The sequence below is a fragment of the Paenibacillus sp. J31TS4 genome (genome assembly GCF_018403265.1).
Lineage (GTDB): Bacteria > Bacillota > Bacilli > Paenibacillales > NBRC-103111 > J31TS4.
This window is the reverse complement of record NZ_BOSI01000003.1, coordinates 68,530-84,858: the sequence shown is the minus strand read 5'-3', so window position 1 is coordinate 84,858 and position 16,329 is coordinate 68,530. Positions and strand designations below refer to the sequence as shown.

General features: G+C 54.2%; 11 protein-coding genes and 1 pseudogene. 8 read left to right on the top strand and 4 right to left on the bottom strand.

Annotation, left to right across the window (positions count from 1 at the left end; all coding sequences use genetic code 11):
* Nucleotides 1-37 precede the first annotated feature (37 nt).
* The 4 genes from KJS47_RS15310 (at nt 38) to rlmD (ending at nt 4,033) form a co-directional block, all read left to right on the top strand.
* Nucleotides 38-853: a sirohydrochlorin chelatase gene (locus tag KJS47_RS15310; protein WP_213525948.1), complete on the top strand. Its 816-nt coding sequence runs from the start codon at nt 38-40 to the stop codon at nt 851-853.
* A 16-nt stretch (nt 854-869) separates the two neighbouring features.
* The gene (locus KJS47_RS15305; protein ID WP_213525947.1) at nt 870-1,814 is read left to right on the top strand and encodes a diacylglycerol kinase; all 945 of its coding nucleotides are present in this window, start codon (nt 870-872) and stop codon (nt 1,812-1,814) included.
* Between the two features lie 177 nt (nt 1,815-1,991).
* A complete protein-coding gene (locus KJS47_RS24120) occupies nt 1,992-2,354 on the top strand; it encodes a hypothetical protein (RefSeq protein WP_249716422.1) in 363 nt (120 codons plus the stop codon).
* Nucleotides 2,355-2,464: 110 nt separating this feature from the next.
* On the top strand, nt 2,465-4,033 hold the full coding sequence (rlmD, locus tag KJS47_RS15300) for a 23S rRNA (uracil(1939)-C(5))-methyltransferase RlmD (RefSeq protein WP_374707035.1): 1,569 nt from the start codon (nt 2,465-2,467) through the stop codon (nt 4,031-4,033).
* Between the two features lie 329 nt (nt 4,034-4,362).
* Here the strand turns inward: rlmD and KJS47_RS15295 are convergent.
* Nucleotides 4,363-4,461: pseudogene (locus tag KJS47_RS15295) on the bottom strand (NAD(P)H-dependent oxidoreductase); the annotation flags it as partial.
* Between the two features lie 278 nt (nt 4,462-4,739).
* Here KJS47_RS15295 and KJS47_RS15290 point away from each other — a divergent pair.
* From KJS47_RS15290 to KJS47_RS15275, 4 genes are all read left to right on the top strand, one after another.
* A complete protein-coding gene (locus tag KJS47_RS15290; protein ID WP_213525945.1) occupies nt 4,740-5,729 on the top strand; it encodes a tRNA dihydrouridine synthase in 990 nt (329 codons plus the stop codon).
* A gap of 106 nt (nt 5,730-5,835) precedes the next feature.
* Entirely contained in the window at nt 5,836-6,405 is a 570-nt protein-coding gene (locus KJS47_RS15285; RefSeq protein ID WP_213525944.1) for an SF0329 family protein, read from the top strand.
* A 653-nt stretch (nt 6,406-7,058) separates the two neighbouring features.
* A complete protein-coding gene (locus KJS47_RS15280; protein WP_213525943.1) occupies nt 7,059-11,843 on the top strand; it encodes a metallophosphoesterase in 4,785 nt (1,594 codons plus the stop codon).
* 216 nt (nt 11,844-12,059) lie between these two features.
* Complete coding sequence (locus KJS47_RS15275) at nt 12,060-12,287, top strand: hypothetical protein (RefSeq protein ID WP_213525942.1); 228 nt, start codon at nt 12,060-12,062, stop codon at nt 12,285-12,287.
* Between the two features lie 246 nt (nt 12,288-12,533).
* On the opposite strand, the gene KJS47_RS15270 is transcribed toward KJS47_RS15275, so the two are convergent.
* From KJS47_RS15270 to KJS47_RS15260, 3 genes are all read right to left on the bottom strand, one after another.
* Complete coding sequence (locus tag KJS47_RS15270) at nt 12,534-13,460, bottom strand: carbohydrate ABC transporter permease (RefSeq protein WP_249716420.1); 927 nt, start codon at nt 13,458-13,460, stop codon at nt 12,534-12,536.
* Nucleotides 13,461-13,472: 12 nt separating this feature from the next.
* Nucleotides 13,473-14,438: an ABC transporter permease gene (locus tag KJS47_RS15265; RefSeq protein ID WP_249716418.1), complete on the bottom strand. Its 966-nt coding sequence runs from the start codon at nt 14,436-14,438 to the stop codon at nt 13,473-13,475.
* A gap of 64 nt (nt 14,439-14,502) precedes the next feature.
* A complete protein-coding gene (locus KJS47_RS15260) occupies nt 14,503-16,116 on the bottom strand; it encodes an extracellular solute-binding protein (protein WP_213525941.1) in 1,614 nt (537 codons plus the stop codon).
* Between the last annotated feature and the right edge of the window lie 213 nt (nt 16,117-16,329).

Genomic DNA, 16,329 nt, shown 5'->3' with positions numbered 1-16,329 from the left:
GCCAAATTCCGATAAGGAAGCAAAGGAGAGCGACCAGATGACCAACCAGCCGAACGGCCAGACTGCCTCCAGGCGATACGGCCTCCTCCTGATCAGCCACGGCTCGCGGGACGCCGAATGGGTGCGCCTCGTCGACGAAGCGATCGCCGCGGCCAGGCTGCCCGCCGATATGCCGGTGTTCGGCTCGTTCCTCGAGCTGGTCGAGGGCCGGCTCATTCCGGACGGCATCGCCGCACTGGAGGGAGCGGGCGTGACCGACCTGATCGTCCTGCCGCTGTTCGTGTCGGCAGGCAGTACGCATATCGAAGAAATCCGGTATGCGCTGGGCGATCTCGCCGAGACGCGGCTGCCGGCAGATTTGGGGCCTTTTCCGGTTCGGGTGCGAGTGCACATGGGCCCGACCCTTGACGAAGACCCGACATTTCTTGCCGAAATGGTATATAATAAGCTGAATGAACTTTCCGTGCGGCCAGACCGGGAGCTGGTGCTCCTCGTCGGGCACGGAAGCGCCGAGCAGGGCTTCCACGCCCGCTGGCGCGAGACGCTGCGAGAGACGGCCCGGTGCCTCCGGCAGCTCGGCGGATTCGCCGAGACGGACGGTGCCATGCTGCTGCCGGACCAGTTCGCGTGCAAGGTGCGCGCCTGGCGCAGACGGAGGCCGGAGCTGACGCTGCTTGTCGCTCCGCTTTTTTTGAGCGAGGGATACTTCACGCGGCGGGTCGTACCGGCCCGCGGAGAAGGTCTGGACTACCGGTATAACGGCAGGGCGCTGCTGCCCAGCCCGCTCCTTCCGCGTTGGATCGAACGGCAGGCGCAGCGCCTGAGCGGCGCCCCCTCCACCGATTATGAATGAACAGGTGATTAAGCATATGGCCAAACGAGCAAGATTGATCTATAACCCAACGTCCGGGCGGGAAGAGATGAAGAAACGGCTGCCGGAGGTGCTCCAGCGACTGGAGCGGGGCGGACTCGAGACGTCCACCCACGCCACCAGCGGCGAGGGCGATGCGACGCTAGCCGCGGCAGAGGCCGTGAAGCGCGGCTTTGATATCGTCATCGCGGCGGGCGGCGACGGCACGCTGTACGAAGTCATCAACGGGCTGGCCGAAAAGAAACACCGGCCAATGCTCGGTCTTTTGCCGCTTGGGACGACGAACGATTTTGCCCGTGCGCTCAACATCCCCCGCCGCTGGGAGGATGCCGTCGATCTGATCATCCGCCAGCATACGCGGCCGATCGACGTCGGCAAGATGAACAACAAGTATTTTATTAATATAGCGGGCGGCGGCTCGCTCACCGAGCTGACGTACGAGGTGCCCAGCAAGCTGAAGACCGTGCTCGGCCAGATGGCGTATTATATGAAGGGACTCGAGAAGCTCCCCCGTCTGCGGCCGATTCACCTGAAGCTGCGGGCCGACAACCTGGAGATCGACGAAGAGGTCATGATCTTCCTGATCGCGAACAGCAACTCCGTCGCCGGCTTCGAAAAGCTCGCCCCCGAGGCGAGTCTGAACGACGGCAAGCTGGATCTGTTCATCCTGCGGAAGTGCAACCTCGTCGACCTGATCCGGATCGTCTCCCTCGCCATGCGCGGCGAGCACCTGAGCGATCCTCTGCTCATCCATACGGCGACGTCGCATATCGAGGTGTCGTCTCCGGACTACGTGCAGCTCAACCTGGACGGCGAGCTCGGCGGCACGCTGCCGGCGACCTTCTCGGTGCTGCCGGACCATCTGCACATCCTCGTAGACGAATCGGGCAGCACGACATATAAGAAAAAAACCTTGATAGGCGGAGTGACACGGAGACTATGAGCAAACACAAGGCAGGCGGCCGGAGCCAGGGACACGGCCGGCCGGGAGGCGCAGGCAAGGGCCGCACCGGCGGCGAGACGGAGAAGAGAGGCTTCGGCGGGAAAGCCGGCGGCCCGGGGCCGGCAGGTCGAGAGGCGGCCGGTGGCCGGGAGCCGATTGCGAAGGGCCAGCAACGCGGTGGCGAAGGTCAAGAGCGAGGAGCCCGTGGAACGGCTGGCGGTCGTTGGGCGAGCGGCGCTCGAGAGCGAGCCGGTGGCCAGGAGCGTGCGGGTCAAGAGCAGACCGAAGGCCGCGGGCCGAATCGTGAAGCGAAGGGCCGGGGAGCGCAAGCGCATAGCGGAGGCGAAGGCCGGGAACGCGGAGCTCGTGGAGCGTCTGGTGGCCGTTGGGCGAACGGTAGTCGTGAGGGATCCGGTGGCCCAAAGCGAAGCCACAAAGACAGATCGACTTTCGGGCGTGAGCAGGTGGACGCCGGCCACTTTTCCGCTCAAGCGGAACGTGGTCCCGGCTTTCGGAACTCCCACCATATTGATGAAGTAATCAGCCAAGCAAACGGACGAAGCTCGAAGGCTGCCCGCAAAGGCAAGGCGCCCAAGGCAAACGGCAAACCGTTACAGGTAAGTGCCAAAGCGATCAACGCGGATGCCAGCTTGGCATTGTCGGATAGCCGCTCGTCTCAGGCAGAGCGTGCACCGGAGTCCAAAGCCAATGGTGGTTCGTCCGCCAAAAAACCAAAGCTGACCGGCGTCCCGGTCAGCAAGAACGAGATCGTGGTCGCGGATATCATCGGCCTTAGCCATGATGGAGAAGGCGTCGGGCGGGCGAAGGGTTTTACCCTTTTCATCGCTGGTGCTCTTCCCGGCGAAAAGGTCCGCGTTCACGTCCTGAAGGTGAAAAAGCAATACGGCTACGCCAAGCTGCTGGAGATCGTAGAGGCGAGCCCGGACCGTACGGTGGCTCCTTGCCCGATCTTCGCTCAATGCGGCGGCTGCCAGCTGCAGCATTTCAGCTATGATGCGCAGTTGCACCATAAGCGGCAGATTGTCGTTGACGCGCTGGAGCGGATCGGCAAGCTCAAAGTGGCTGGAGAGCAGGTGGACGAACAAGTCGAAGAGCGCACTGGCCAGATTGAGGAGCAAATTAAAGAACAATCGGCCAGAATGGACGAGCAGGCGGAAACCGAAGAACGCGCGGGCATCCGAGTCCTCCCGACGATCGGGATGGATGACCCTTGGCGGTACCGCAACAAGGCGCAGGTGCCGTTCGGGGAAGAGGAGGGCGGCTTGGTCGGGGGCTTTTATGCGCAGGGCAGCCACCGGATCATCGACATGGAGGCCTGCCTGATCCAGCATGAACAGAACGATTCGGTCGTCGCCCGCGTCAAGGAGATCGCCCGTGATCTCGGCATCTCCGCGTACAACGAAGAGACCCACCAGGGGCTTCTGCGGCATGTCGTGGTCAAATACGGCTTCCGTACGGGCGACATCATGGTCGTGCTCGTGACGAGCGAATCCGTCATCCCCAAGGTCGAGGAGTGGGTCTGGCGGATCCGTACGGCATTGCCGGATGTGAAAAGCATCTGCCAAAACGTCAACGACCGCCGGACGAACGTCATCTTCGGCGATGAGACCCGAACGCTGTGGGGCGACGACGTCATCCACGATTTCATCGGGGATGTCAAGTTCGCGATCTCCCCGCGTTCGTTCTATCAAGTCAACCCGGTACAGACCGAAGTCCTGTACCGGCAAGCGCTCGAGGCGGCCGGTCTGACCGGGAGCGAAACGGTTATCGATGCCTACTGCGGCATCGGGACGATCTCGCTCTTTCTCGCCCGGCACGCCAAGCAGGTCTACGGGGTGGAGATCGTCGAAGACGCCGTCGCCGATGCCCGCCGCAACGCCGCGCTGAATGACCTCCACAACGTCACCTTTGCCGCAGGCAAGGCGGAGGAGGTCATTCCCGCGTGGAAGCGGGACGGCATCGTGCCGGACGTCATCGTCGTCGACCCACCCCGCAAGGGCTGCGACGCCGCTTTGCTCGAGACGATGCTGGAGATGCGCCCATCGCGCATCGTCTACGTCTCGTGCAACCCGGCGACGCTGGCCCGCGACCTGCGGGCGCTGGAGGACGGCGGCTACCGCACCGTCGAAGTGCAGCCGGTTGATATGTTCCCGCATACCGTTCACGTAGAATCGGTGGCTTTGTTGGTTAGGAATTAGGATGATGTGAAAACCGTTGATATATAAGGCTTCTTGGGGCTTTACAATGAGACTATTTTCTATGAACAGCTCTCAAAGCCTAAATAATCGTACCAAAGCCTAAAAAGTCGCGTTACGAGCCGAGCGAAATTCAGGGACTCACTCCTGTCTTTCCTCGGCTTTTTACTTTGAGGGGAGGAGGGAAGAGGGCTTTGTAGGGAAGGAAGTTTCGCTCCGGCGATACAGGGTGTATGCAAATTAGATTAGATTGCTTTTGACCTACATTTCCTTTCACAACATCGAAAAGCCTGTCTAATTTTACATTACTGCCTATCAATTCCCTTAGGTCACTTTTCACCTTTTGATCCATCAGTCCATCCGAAAGCAAAAACATCGTCGAACCACTTTTTCAATAAAAGCGGATAACTGTACCCAAACAACGGAATTCGAGTGTGCCAAAATCACCAGTGTTGTCATTGTGGACTCTCCCTTCCAAAACCCCCCATAGAGCTTATTTTCAAAGACCCTTGCCTCCTATTACTTCAAAGTACGTACTGGACTTGAAAAAAAAGAAATGCAATAATAAATAGTTAAACTGACTTTATGGATAGAGGAAACACTGGAAATACTAGGTGGAGAACGGAAATAATTAATCTTTAATCATATGCTTACGAAAATTTCTGGTGGAGAATCTGTTCTTTTCTAAATGAGAGGATTTGAGTTTGAAGTGAATAATAATTTTTGGCTTGATTTACCCCGGCCTTTTTTTATCCTTGCACCAATGGAAGACGTGACGCACGTAGTTTTTCGCCATGTCGTTAGTGAAGCGGGCAGACCGGATGTGTTTTTTACGGAGTTTGCGAATACAGAGAGCTATTGTCACCCGGAGGGAAGCCATGCTGTGCGCGGGCGTTTGACTTATACAGCGGATGAGCAGCCCATTGTAGCTCATATCTGGGGGGATAAGCCGGAACACTTTCGTCAAATGAGCATCGGGATGGCGAAAGAAGGATTCAAAGGCATCGATATTAATATGGGTTGTCCTGTAGCAAATGTAGCAGAGAATGGGAAGGGAAGCGGCCTGATCTGCCGTCCGAAAACCGCAGCGGATATCATCCAGGCCGCAAAAGCCGGGGGACTGCCCGTCAGTGTAAAAACAAGACTCGGTTTTAGTAGAGTAGACGAATGGCGCGACTGGTTAACCCATATTCTGAAACAAGACATTGTTAATCTGTCCATTCATCTGCGGACAAGAGAGGAAATGAGCAAAGTAGACGCTCACTGGGAACTGATTCCGGAGATTAAGAAACTTCGTGATGAGGTGGCACCAGATACACTTCTGACCATTAACGGGGATATCCCTGACCGTCAGACCGGCCTCAAGCTCGCTGAGCAATATGGCGTGGATGGGATCATGATCGGGCGTGGTATTTTTCATAATCCGTTTGCTTTTGAGAAGGAACCGAAGGATCATAGCAGTAGAGAATTGCTTGATTTGCTGCGGCTGCATTTGGATCTACATGATCAATATTCAGCATTGGAGCCACGTTCATTCAGTCCCCTTGCCCGATTCTTTAAAATATATGTCCGCGGATTTCGAGGGGCAAGTGAATTAAGAAACACCTTAATGAACGCGAAGTCAACAAATGAAGTGCGTGCGCTGCTCAATGAGTTTGGAAGCAAGGAGCATGATGGGGCGGAGGAACCTAGGGATTAGGCTGCCAAGTAAACTAGAAAAAAGATTGAGGATCGGATGAATGGAGATGGGGAGAAACCTGGAGCTAACCAGTCTTTTCTCTGTTTTTTATATGGAGGGGGATTACATGTCCTGGAGCAAATTGAAGCAACAACTGGAGGGCTTTCTCAGTCCTGCGTTAAATGGAAGGGTAGAATACCGCGCACCAGGATACCGTTATCTGCCCGATAAATCAGGAATTTGTTATATTTCGGTAGATAAAAAGAACGTACTCAATATGAGTGACAGAATGAACTCTATTAGATGGTATCAAACAGAGCTGGAAATTAAGAATGATCCTACTATCCAAATTCCTATCAGCAGGGATACAATTGAAGCAGTCAGAAAAGATGCTAAGGGGCCAGTGCCGGAGGATCGTTTACTAGTCATTGCTAGAAGCAGAACAAGTTCAGAACATGCAAAAGAGCTTTTGTCAGCACAGGCTTCATTGAGCAAATCGAATTTTATCGTTGTGGCTAATAAGTATTTATCTACTTCTGTAGAGGAAAGCATAGAGAGCAACGAGATCCTATTGAATGTTCTAGCTTTGGTGGACAGAAGAGTTGGAAAAAAGCGGATTTTAAACATGTCCGAGAAGATGAAGGTAAAGCATCCGATTGTGCAGTATTTTTATGAATTACGGCGTAGCACATTATGAAGTGAATGATTTTTACCCGCCATTAACCTAAGTTTGGCAAGGGCCCCTGCAAATGAACAGGGTAGTGATAATGTATTGGCACACGGCTGTTGGAATACGGTAACGGGAGCGACCTATTACAACATCTATCATATATGGGCAACTAAGAGAGTTTAGAATCAGCTGGGAAATGAAAAGGCGAATCGCTTGCAACTGTTTTTTCGGGCTTACTTCCATTAATTCCAAGGTATCAATTTATTCCAGTTATTTATTAATATATTTGCAACGGGCTACCTCACCAGAGGCGGCCTTTTTCTGCGTGGTAAAATGACGGCGTATTTATACATCAATCCTACATGATTATGCATACACTCTATTTCAAGCCCTTCATAGATTCTCTTTCAAACAACAGGAAGTACCGCGCTTATATAGAATACCAGAATAAACTTGACTGATACGGAGGGGATGTTTATACAGAATGCTTTGTAAAGAAATACCCTGCCATACCAGCTACACGCAGAAGTTGCGGCTTGGAAACCAGTGCCGGATCGTACCCGAAGGGCATGAAATCAGATAACAGCGGCAGAACCGCCAGAATACATACAAGAAGTAGACAGCTGCCAATAACGAAGCACCAATCTTTACAATCAAGCTTGAGAAGGAGTTAGAGACTAATGAGCAAACGCTTTCATAAGTATCTTTCCTGTTTTTTGGCACTGGTAACCGTTTTTTCGCTGCTGCAGCCTATGGCGGCATTGGCGTCGGGAACGGTTAGCGGCTCGATGGCCCCGAAGATATGGCTTACGGAAATCTATCCTAACGACCTAGCACGCAATGCCACTTACACCGGGCTTAGCGGTGCCACCATCGACAGCATGGATTATATCGAGGTCTACAATGCTGCGGACTCGGAGATGGATTTCGGGGCCGACTACAACCTGGTCTATACCGATTCGGGTGACAAGCTATTCACTTTTAACGAAACCGAGTTGAAAATCCCGGCCAAAACGCCTGCCGTGTTCTGGATACGGCGTGTCGACTTGGAGGGGAAAGGGAAGACCATGCCGGACGAGGCGGCTTTCCGTACAAGCCTGGGGATCCCGGACGGTGTGCCGGTCTTTTCCGTCAATAACCAGACGGCTCTAAAAAATTCAACGGCCAAGGTGGCCATCGTGGCCAAAAGCAGCAAGGAAATCGTCTCCGCTTATACCTATACGACGGACGATGTGGGCTCGGCAGAGGGTACGAGCGTCCATCTTCAAGCGGTGGAAGGACAATCTGCCTGCCTGCCCCTTGCCTCGACGGCTCCCCCCTCAGCCGGCAAGGTGAGCGAGGTGCAAAAGAAGGTCAAGCCCCAGACGGTTAAGCCCAAGCCGACCGTCACACCGGGAGCCGTCAGCCGCACGAGTAACAGCACGGCATCCGTGACGTTCACTACGTACGCAGCCGATACCTACTATTATGAGGTTGTCGCCGATGGCGCTCCCGCCCCGGCCATCGATACCGTCAACGCGGTTGGCCATACAGTCGATGCGGATGGCGAAACGACGCTCTCCCTGACGGCGCTCTCTGAGGGGGCTCATGATCTCTATCTGGTCGGGAAGAATTCGTCGAACCAGGTCAGCGATCCACTGAAGATTGATATCCCGGCTTACACCGCATCTGCAAGCCAGGGGCTCTATCTAACCGAGATCATGCCGAACGATCTTCCGCGCCATGACCAATACACCGGAATCAGCAGCGCCGGCGTCGACAGCATGGATTATATCGAAATCTACAATGCCTCGGACTCCGAGGTAAATTTTGGGACTAACTACAACTTGGTGTATACCGATTTGTCGGTTTCGCCGGCTAAGGACGTTACCTTTGCTTATAATGAAACCGAGTTGAAAATTCCGGCCAAAACGCCTGCCGTGTTCTGGGTACGGCGCGTCGACTTGGAGGGGAAAGGGGGGACCATGCCGGACGAGGCTGACTTCCGGGCAAGCTTCGGGGTTCCGGATGGCGTGCCCGTCTTTTCCGTCAACAACCAGGTGGCTCTAAAAAATACAACGGCCAAGGTGGCCATCATGCCGAAAGGCAGCAGCGAGCCGATCTCCTATTACTCCTACGCGTCGGGCGATGCCGGCACCGTGGAGGGCTCCAGCGTTCAGCTTCAGGCCGCGGAGGGACAGAACAGGGCCCTGGCCATCGCCAAGAAGGCCCCTCCTTCCGCAGGCCAGGTGAGCGAGGAGCAGAAGACGGTTTTGGCCGATCCGGGGATTACGCCCGAGCTGACGCCTCTTTTTGAAACCAGCCAATATGACACCATCCGGGAGGGAACGGATCTCAGCATCCCCTATGCTTATGTGGACCCAACCGGCGTTAAGAGCTTTGTCGTCTATTACCGTACGAATCAATCCGGCGAGTGGACGGCTCAAGAGGGGAACTCGTTTAATAAGCGGGCGCCCGGTAAATTTTATGTGGAGATCGGTGCGGACCGTTTTCTGAGCAGCCCATACATCGAATATTACCTGGAAGCCAAAAACATGTTCCGCACGGCGGTTACGCCCGTCCATCGGGTTTCCGTCCTGCACAGCGATGATTTCTCCGGGCTGCGCTCGAACCTGGCGGAAGGCCAAACGGTTTCCGGCCGCGTCTACCTTGTCGGGAGATCCAGCGACAACGCGGCGGTAGACATCCGCCTTGACGGTGCTTTGGTGGACACTACCCGCCGGATGGAACAGGGAGCTTATTTTACCTTGGACATCGAGGGACTGGACGGGGCCAAAAACGCCATTACGGCCAACGGAAACCTGGTGCAGATCTTCTCGCGCTGGTATGACGTGCTGCCTTCCCGTGCCGTAATGATCGACAACGCCCTGTTTGCGTATAAGGCGAACGGTGACGCCGAGGTGAGCATTCGCATCCTGGCCGGAACGGAGATCGACGCCCTGGACACCACACCTGGCACGGACAGCGACAGCTTCACGGTGACGAATTTCTCCCTGGTGCTGGCGGACGGCACAGTTATTAATCCGGACGGCGCTGTTAAGGCATCGAATACCGTGACGTTGGGCAGCAGCAAGCGGGAGGTCGAGCTCCATTTCACCGTTCCTTATGCCTCCCTGAACGCCAACGGCACCGTCTGGGATACCCGGCAGGCGGAGGACGGAAGCCACACCGTCACCATTTCCACGGGAACCGACAGCCAAACCATCTCTGTGAACGTGGACAATACCGGCCCGGTGATCATCGCCGAGGTTCCGGAGCAGATCGACGGCGCGTATACGTTCCAGCCTCGCTATACGGATGCGTCGAATGTGGCCGAGGACACGCTTATGCTTAAGCTAGATGGGATGCTGCTGAGCGGAACCAGCTTCAACGGCTCGGAGCTGAGCCAAGGCCCCCACACGCTTACCGCTTCGGTGCAGGACACTTGGGGGAATACCGGAACCATGACGTGGACTTTCTCGTCCAGCCGCAATTACCCGGTCATCTCCCATGTCTCTTCGTCGGACGTGGGGACGGATTCGGCCACCCTGTCGGCCGTCCTGAGCAAAGGGAAGGACGCAGAGGTCTCCTTCCATGAGGCGCAGGCCTTGACCGTGGGCGAAGGCATTACCGTCTACCAGGGCTCCGGCGACGGTACGGCAAACGCCCAAGCCGGTTCCCTTGGTGCGGTGACCAGCAGCAACGGCAGCCTTCCTTACCAGATGTATGCCTTCGATGTGAACGCCGCGGACACCTCCCTACGGGTCTCGCTCGAGGCGGGAACGGATTATGGCAAAGACGTCCGCCTCTATGCGCGCAGCAGCTCCGGCGACCGGTGGATTCCGCTTCAAGCCGACCATGAGGACGGCAAAGTCTCCGCGGTATTCGAGACCGGCGATTACCTTGCTGATGGAAAGGTTTACGTGTTGGCCCAAGGAAGAGGCATCGAGATGCTGCCCTCCACCAAAGCCGGCCGTGCAAGCACGGTGGCCAATGATTATGTTTGGGATGGCACCGGCGAACCGGTTCAGTACGATTTTTCGATCGCCTGGGAGACCGACCCGCAGTATTACGTTCAAAGCTACCCGGAGAATTTCCAAATGCTCAACGACCATATCGCGGCCAATAAGGATCGCATGGACATCCGCTATGTCGTGAACACGGGTGATCTCGTAGACGACATCGACGAAATCTATCAATGGGACCGTGCCGACCGGTACATGAAAATTCTGGAGGATGCCCAGCTGCCATACGGCGTCGTGGCCGGAAACCATGACATTGCCAACCATAACGGCAAGTATTTGAATTATCAGAAATATTTCGGGGAGGACCGTTTTAAGGACAACGGCGTCTTCGGCGGTTCCTACCAGAACAACCTCGGCCACTATGACCTCGTCACCGCAGGCGGCCAGGATCTGATCTTTGTTTACATGAGCTATAATTTTGACCGGGAGGCCGTGGCCTGGGTTAACAAGGTTCTGGCGGAATACCCGGACCGTATGGCCGTTCTAGCCTTTCACAATTACGTAAAAGCGAATGCCGACCTGGACGAAGCCGGTCTCTACTACCAGAACGAAGTGGTCGCGAAGAACCCCAACGTGAAGATGGTGCTGAGCGGTCATTATACCGGAGCCGCCATCAACGTGGAAGGCTATGATGACGACGGGGACGGAGTGAAAGAGCGCAAGGTCTATCAGATCCTCCACGATTACCAGGGAGGGGAGCAGGGCGGGAACGCCTATTACAAGACGCTGTACTTTGATCTGGCGAACGGCAAGCTCTACATGAATGCCTATTCGCCGAAGCTGAATGATTATAATTACTTCGATAAGCGCAAATCGGCATCTTATGAAATTGGCACGAAGGAGGGCGGCCAGGACATTTACGAGCTCAGCCTGGACTTTGATACGGCGCCCAAAACGCTGACCGTCCGCGCGGTAGAGGCCGTGCTGTACAACAACACGGCCCTCGGGACGTCAGCGGCCAAGCACTCCACGGCATCGGTTACCGTGGATAACCTTGCTCCGGGAGAACACACCTGGATGGCCATCGCGGCAAATTCGGCGGGGAGAGGGTACAGCCGGCTTTCTTCCTTCACCACTAAAAAAACCGATAACACCGCTCCGGCTCTGAACGTCAGAACCGTGAGCCGTACCGGCGACAGCACCGCAACGGTAAGGTTCGCCGCCAATGAAGCCGGAGTCTACTACTACAAGGTCGTAAGTGATGGAGCCGGCGAACCGGCGATCGACATGAACGACGGAGGCACCGACTACGAAGCCCACAGGGCAATCCCCGTTTCGCTCGCCAACCTTACGGCTGGTGCAAAGGATCTGTACCTCGTCGCGAAGGACGCGGCGGGCAACGTGAGCCCGGCTTTGAAAATCGACATCCCGGCATATTCCGATCCGTCCGGAGGCCATAGCGGCGGGAACAACGGAGGAAATAATCGCGGAAAGCCGGAGGGAACGCCGGGCAGGCCTTGAATGACGCTAAACCGGTAATGCTTTCTCTCTAGATGAGCATCGGTTAGTAGCCGGGAGAAGAGGATTCCTGTTTCGAGCAGGAATTCTCTTTTTTATCCGAATATATTAGAATAAGAGCCCCTAAGAAGAATACATTTGATACTTCGAATCTATTAATAGTAACCAAAGAGCAAAAGGATATAGCTTTACTGGAAGTATTAGGGGAAAGAAATCCGAATGCAGCTCGATGAGGAAGTGGGTCCGCAAGGAGAGGTTTTGGTAGCAGGAAGCAAATTCAACCACATGTTGCTCCTCTCGGACGACGTACAAATACCAACGAAGGAGCAGCCGTGGCAGCGTCCACCCGATGTAAAAGCGGAACGCAAGCGCAAAACCGGAAAGGTCTTGGACCCTTTCCGGTTTTTTTGTATGGTGGACAGCCCGAACAAGCCGCCAACCCTATAATCTCTTGAAGGGAGGTTATCTCAATTAGAAGAGGAGGATACGGTGAATTTTTGAAATCACAGGTCCGGTCAATCTTTACGGCAGCAGCACCACGCTTCCGCCGGGAACCCTTAAGCTTATCGCGCAGGAAACCCGAGCCCATCAAGCGGTGGCTCGAGCGGTTTTCTGCTTTATAGGGCATTGGCGATCAGCTTTTTTTGTCAACATCCGCATTCCATCCTTCCCTGCTGAGGGGTATAAAGGCGGTTAACCTTTTACCGAACCGATCATCATTCCTTTGACAAAGTACCTCTGCAGGAAAGGATACAGCACGAGGACCGGGATGCTCGCGACCATGATGAGTGCATACTTGATGAGCTCGGCATAGCGCTGCGCTTCCGCGATGGATTCGGGATCGACGACGGCATCGGAGCCGTGAGCCGACATCTGGCTCGATATCAGGATGCCGCGCAGGACGAGCTGCAAGGGGTATAGCTCGGAACGGTGCAGGTAGATCAAGGCGCTGAAGAACGAGTTCCATTGGGACACGGCAGTAAACAAAGCCATGACTGCGATAATGGGGGCCGAGAGAGGAACCGCCATCTGGAAGAAGAAGCGGAACGTTGAGCAGCCATCCACTTTAGCCGATTCGAACATTTCCTCCGGCAGCGTGTTCTGAAAGAACGTCCTGATCACGATGACGTAATACGCCGATACGGCGGAAGGCACTATCAGCGCCCAGATCGTATCCACCATCCCCAATTTCTTGATGATAATATAGGTCGGAATCATGCCGCCGCTGAAGAACATGGTGATCACGACGAGAAACATGAGAAGGTTGCGCCCGGCCATTTCTTTCCGAGAAAGGGCGTATCCCCCCGGAATCATGAGGGCTAGGCTGATCACGACGTTCAGCACCGTGTACAGAAGCGAATTGCCGTAGCCTCTCCAGACATCGTTGTTATTAAGAATGATGCGGTAGCCTTCCAAGGTGAAGCCTTTGGGGATCAAGCTGACCGCCCCTGTATTGACCGCCGTCGGATCGCTGAACGAGGAGATAACGATGAAATACAAAGGGTACAGCACAATCAAGAGAAAAATGGACAATAGCGTGTAATTGATATAGTCAAACGCTTTGTCGGCCCGGGAACGCTTAATCCTGGACACTGCATCGAACGTATCCGTTTTGGCCATAGCCGATTCCTCCTAGAACAGGCTCTGCTGCTTGAATTTTTTGGCGAGCTGGTTAGCCGACAGCAGAAGTATGAAGTTAATGAGATTGTCGAACAGTCCGATGGCCGCCGAGTAGCTGTACTGCGCGCCGACCAAACCGGTTTTGTACACGTAGGTTTGAATAACCTCAGATGCATCGATATTGAGGTCGTTCTGCATCAGCAGGACCTTTGAGAAGCCGAGGGAGGCAAAGTGTCCCATCTTCAGAATAAGCAGGATCATGATGACGGGCATAATCGACGGGATGTCGATATGGCGTACCCGGTGGAATTTGTTGGCCCCGTCCATAATCGCGGCTTCATGAAGCTGCGGGTCGACGGCCGTTAAGGCGGCCAGATAGATGATCGCGCTCCAGCCCGTCGTCTGCCAAATCTCCGAGATGATGTAGATCGGCTTGAACCAGGCGGCTTCTCCAAAGAAGTTGATTCGTTCCCCGCCGAAGAAATCAATCAGGTTGTTGACCATACCCGTCCGCGGGTTAAGGAAGATGAACAGCATGCCCACCAAGACGACCGTCGAAATGAAGTGGGGAGCGTACGTAATGGTCTGCACCCATTTCTTAAACCGGAGCTTGGTAACCTGGTTCAACATCAACGCGAAGATGATGGCGATCGGGAAAGCAAAAATCAGCTCGTATAGATTGATCAACAGCGTATTTATGAGCGTGTTCCAGAAGGAATAGGAATTAAAGAAGCGTTCAAAATGCTCCAAGCCTACCCACTTGCTTCCGAGAATGCCGGCGCTGGCCCGAAAATTTTTGAAGGCGATTTGAAGGCCGTACATGGGCGCGTACTGAAAAATGGCGACATGCACAAGCAGCGGCAGCACTAAAACGTAGAGCTGCCAGCTGCGGAGAATCCGCAGCCGCAGCGCGACGACCCTCGGTTTGGCAACCGGCTTGGATTCGGTTAACATCGCCCTTTCCGTGTTGGTATTCATCTGTTATCTACCGTCCTTTGCATGATGCAAGCTGATGTACAACTCGCTTGATGAAGGTGTGCGGTTATTTTTTGGCCAGATTCTTTTTGTTGGTGTCATAACCTTCCTGATAGACCTTGATGAAATCCTTCAACCCCATTTTGTCCAGCGTTTTGAGGTAGTTGTCCCATTCTGTGTCAATTCCGCCTTTGACGATCCATTGGGCTTCCATTTTATCCGTATATTTCTTGATGTCCGTCTGGTAACGCTCAATTTGCTTGTACTGCTCGTCGGTGAACATGATATTCGGGAAGATCCAATGCTTCATGTAAGGTTTGAGGGCTTCATACCACTCGTCGAAGTCGGGATCCAACTGGCCGGGCTCAGCCTTCGGAAGGTTCTGCTTCTTCCGCATTTCTTCGGAGAAACCGTAGACGAAGCTGTTGTAAGGCGTTTCCTTAACCTTCCATTCCCCGGCGGTGAAGTTGGGTGGGTTCTCAATGATGTCATATCTTCCGTTATCGAGCTTCTTCAGGCGGTTAGGACCTTCGCGAAGCATCATGGACATTTCGGGTTCGTATGCCCGGTCCACCCATCTCATGGTCGCTTCCGGATGCTTGTTAACCTTCGTGATGGTGAACATGCCCGGAGTCATCTGCAGGTTGTTATACGCCGTGACCTGAGCTCCGGTAGGACCGACCAGGGGGATCATGGGAGAGCCATAATCCCAACGGAACGAAGCATTCGTGATCTGATCCGCGCTCCAGGCGAAGAATGCGCCGACCGACGCCTTCTTGCCGGCCGAAATCTTGGCAATATGCTGTGTGGAATTTTGCGTAAAGCTGTCAGGATCGATGAGGCCTAGCTCGTACAAAGAATGAAGGTACTTGATCGCATTCCTGAACTCTTCCGTTCCCCGAACGAATTGAACCTTGTCATCCTTCACGATGAACTGACGGTCCAAAGTATTGAAGGAGCCGAACAGATTGCCGAAGCCATACTGGCCATCTCCATATACGCCGGTAAGCGGGATCTCATTGTTGGGGTTGCCGTCTCCGTCCATATCCTGCTCTTTAAACGCTTTCAAAACTTTCAGCAAATCATCTGTCGTTTTCGGCATTTCCATTCCGATCTTCTTCAGCCATTCCTTGTTAATCCAAAGCGTGTTACCGTCTGCATGCTTATACTCCGACATGTTGGCGAGCGGAAGGGAGTAGATATGCCCATCGGGAGCCGTGATCGCCTGCCTGACCTCCGGATATTTAGTCAGAAAATTTTTGAGATTCGGTGCATACTTCTCAATCATATCCTCCAGCGGAATAAACGTCCCCTCCGCTCCGCCCGTAACGACCTGCGAGGTGGTGAGATCAAGGAGAACATCGGGAAGATCATCGCTTGCAATGATCAGGTTTCTCTTCGTCTTCCAATCGGTACCCGGCGTAAGATTCCAATTGATCTGAACGTTCGTTCCCTCGTTGATTTTCTTGAACGTCTCCAATTCGTTCCATTTGGCTCCGGTTCTGTCGTCGAAATTACCGGCAATGGTCAGCGTAATCGGTTTGTCCACGATCGGAAGCCCGGTTTCGTGAAAGTCTGCCGGCGTTTTTGCTGTTGCTTGCTTCTCGCTCGAACAGCCTGCTATCAGAATCATGATCGCGCTCGATAAGGCTGTGATTTGAGTTGCCTGTTTCATTTTCACGTTCTGTTTCCTCCTATAAGGATATATTGGGAGTGACCCTCATCCTGTTTCTTACACCCACATGTTAGCAACCCTATCCGGGCATAGTCCATGCACGTTCTTTTTCCGTACATAGATTTTGTTTCATTATCGCGACAGGCAGGTTCAATTGACTTTCCTTTTTTTGTCACCTCAGCAGGGTTTTGGGAACACCAATCCGGCGTTGTGAAACAA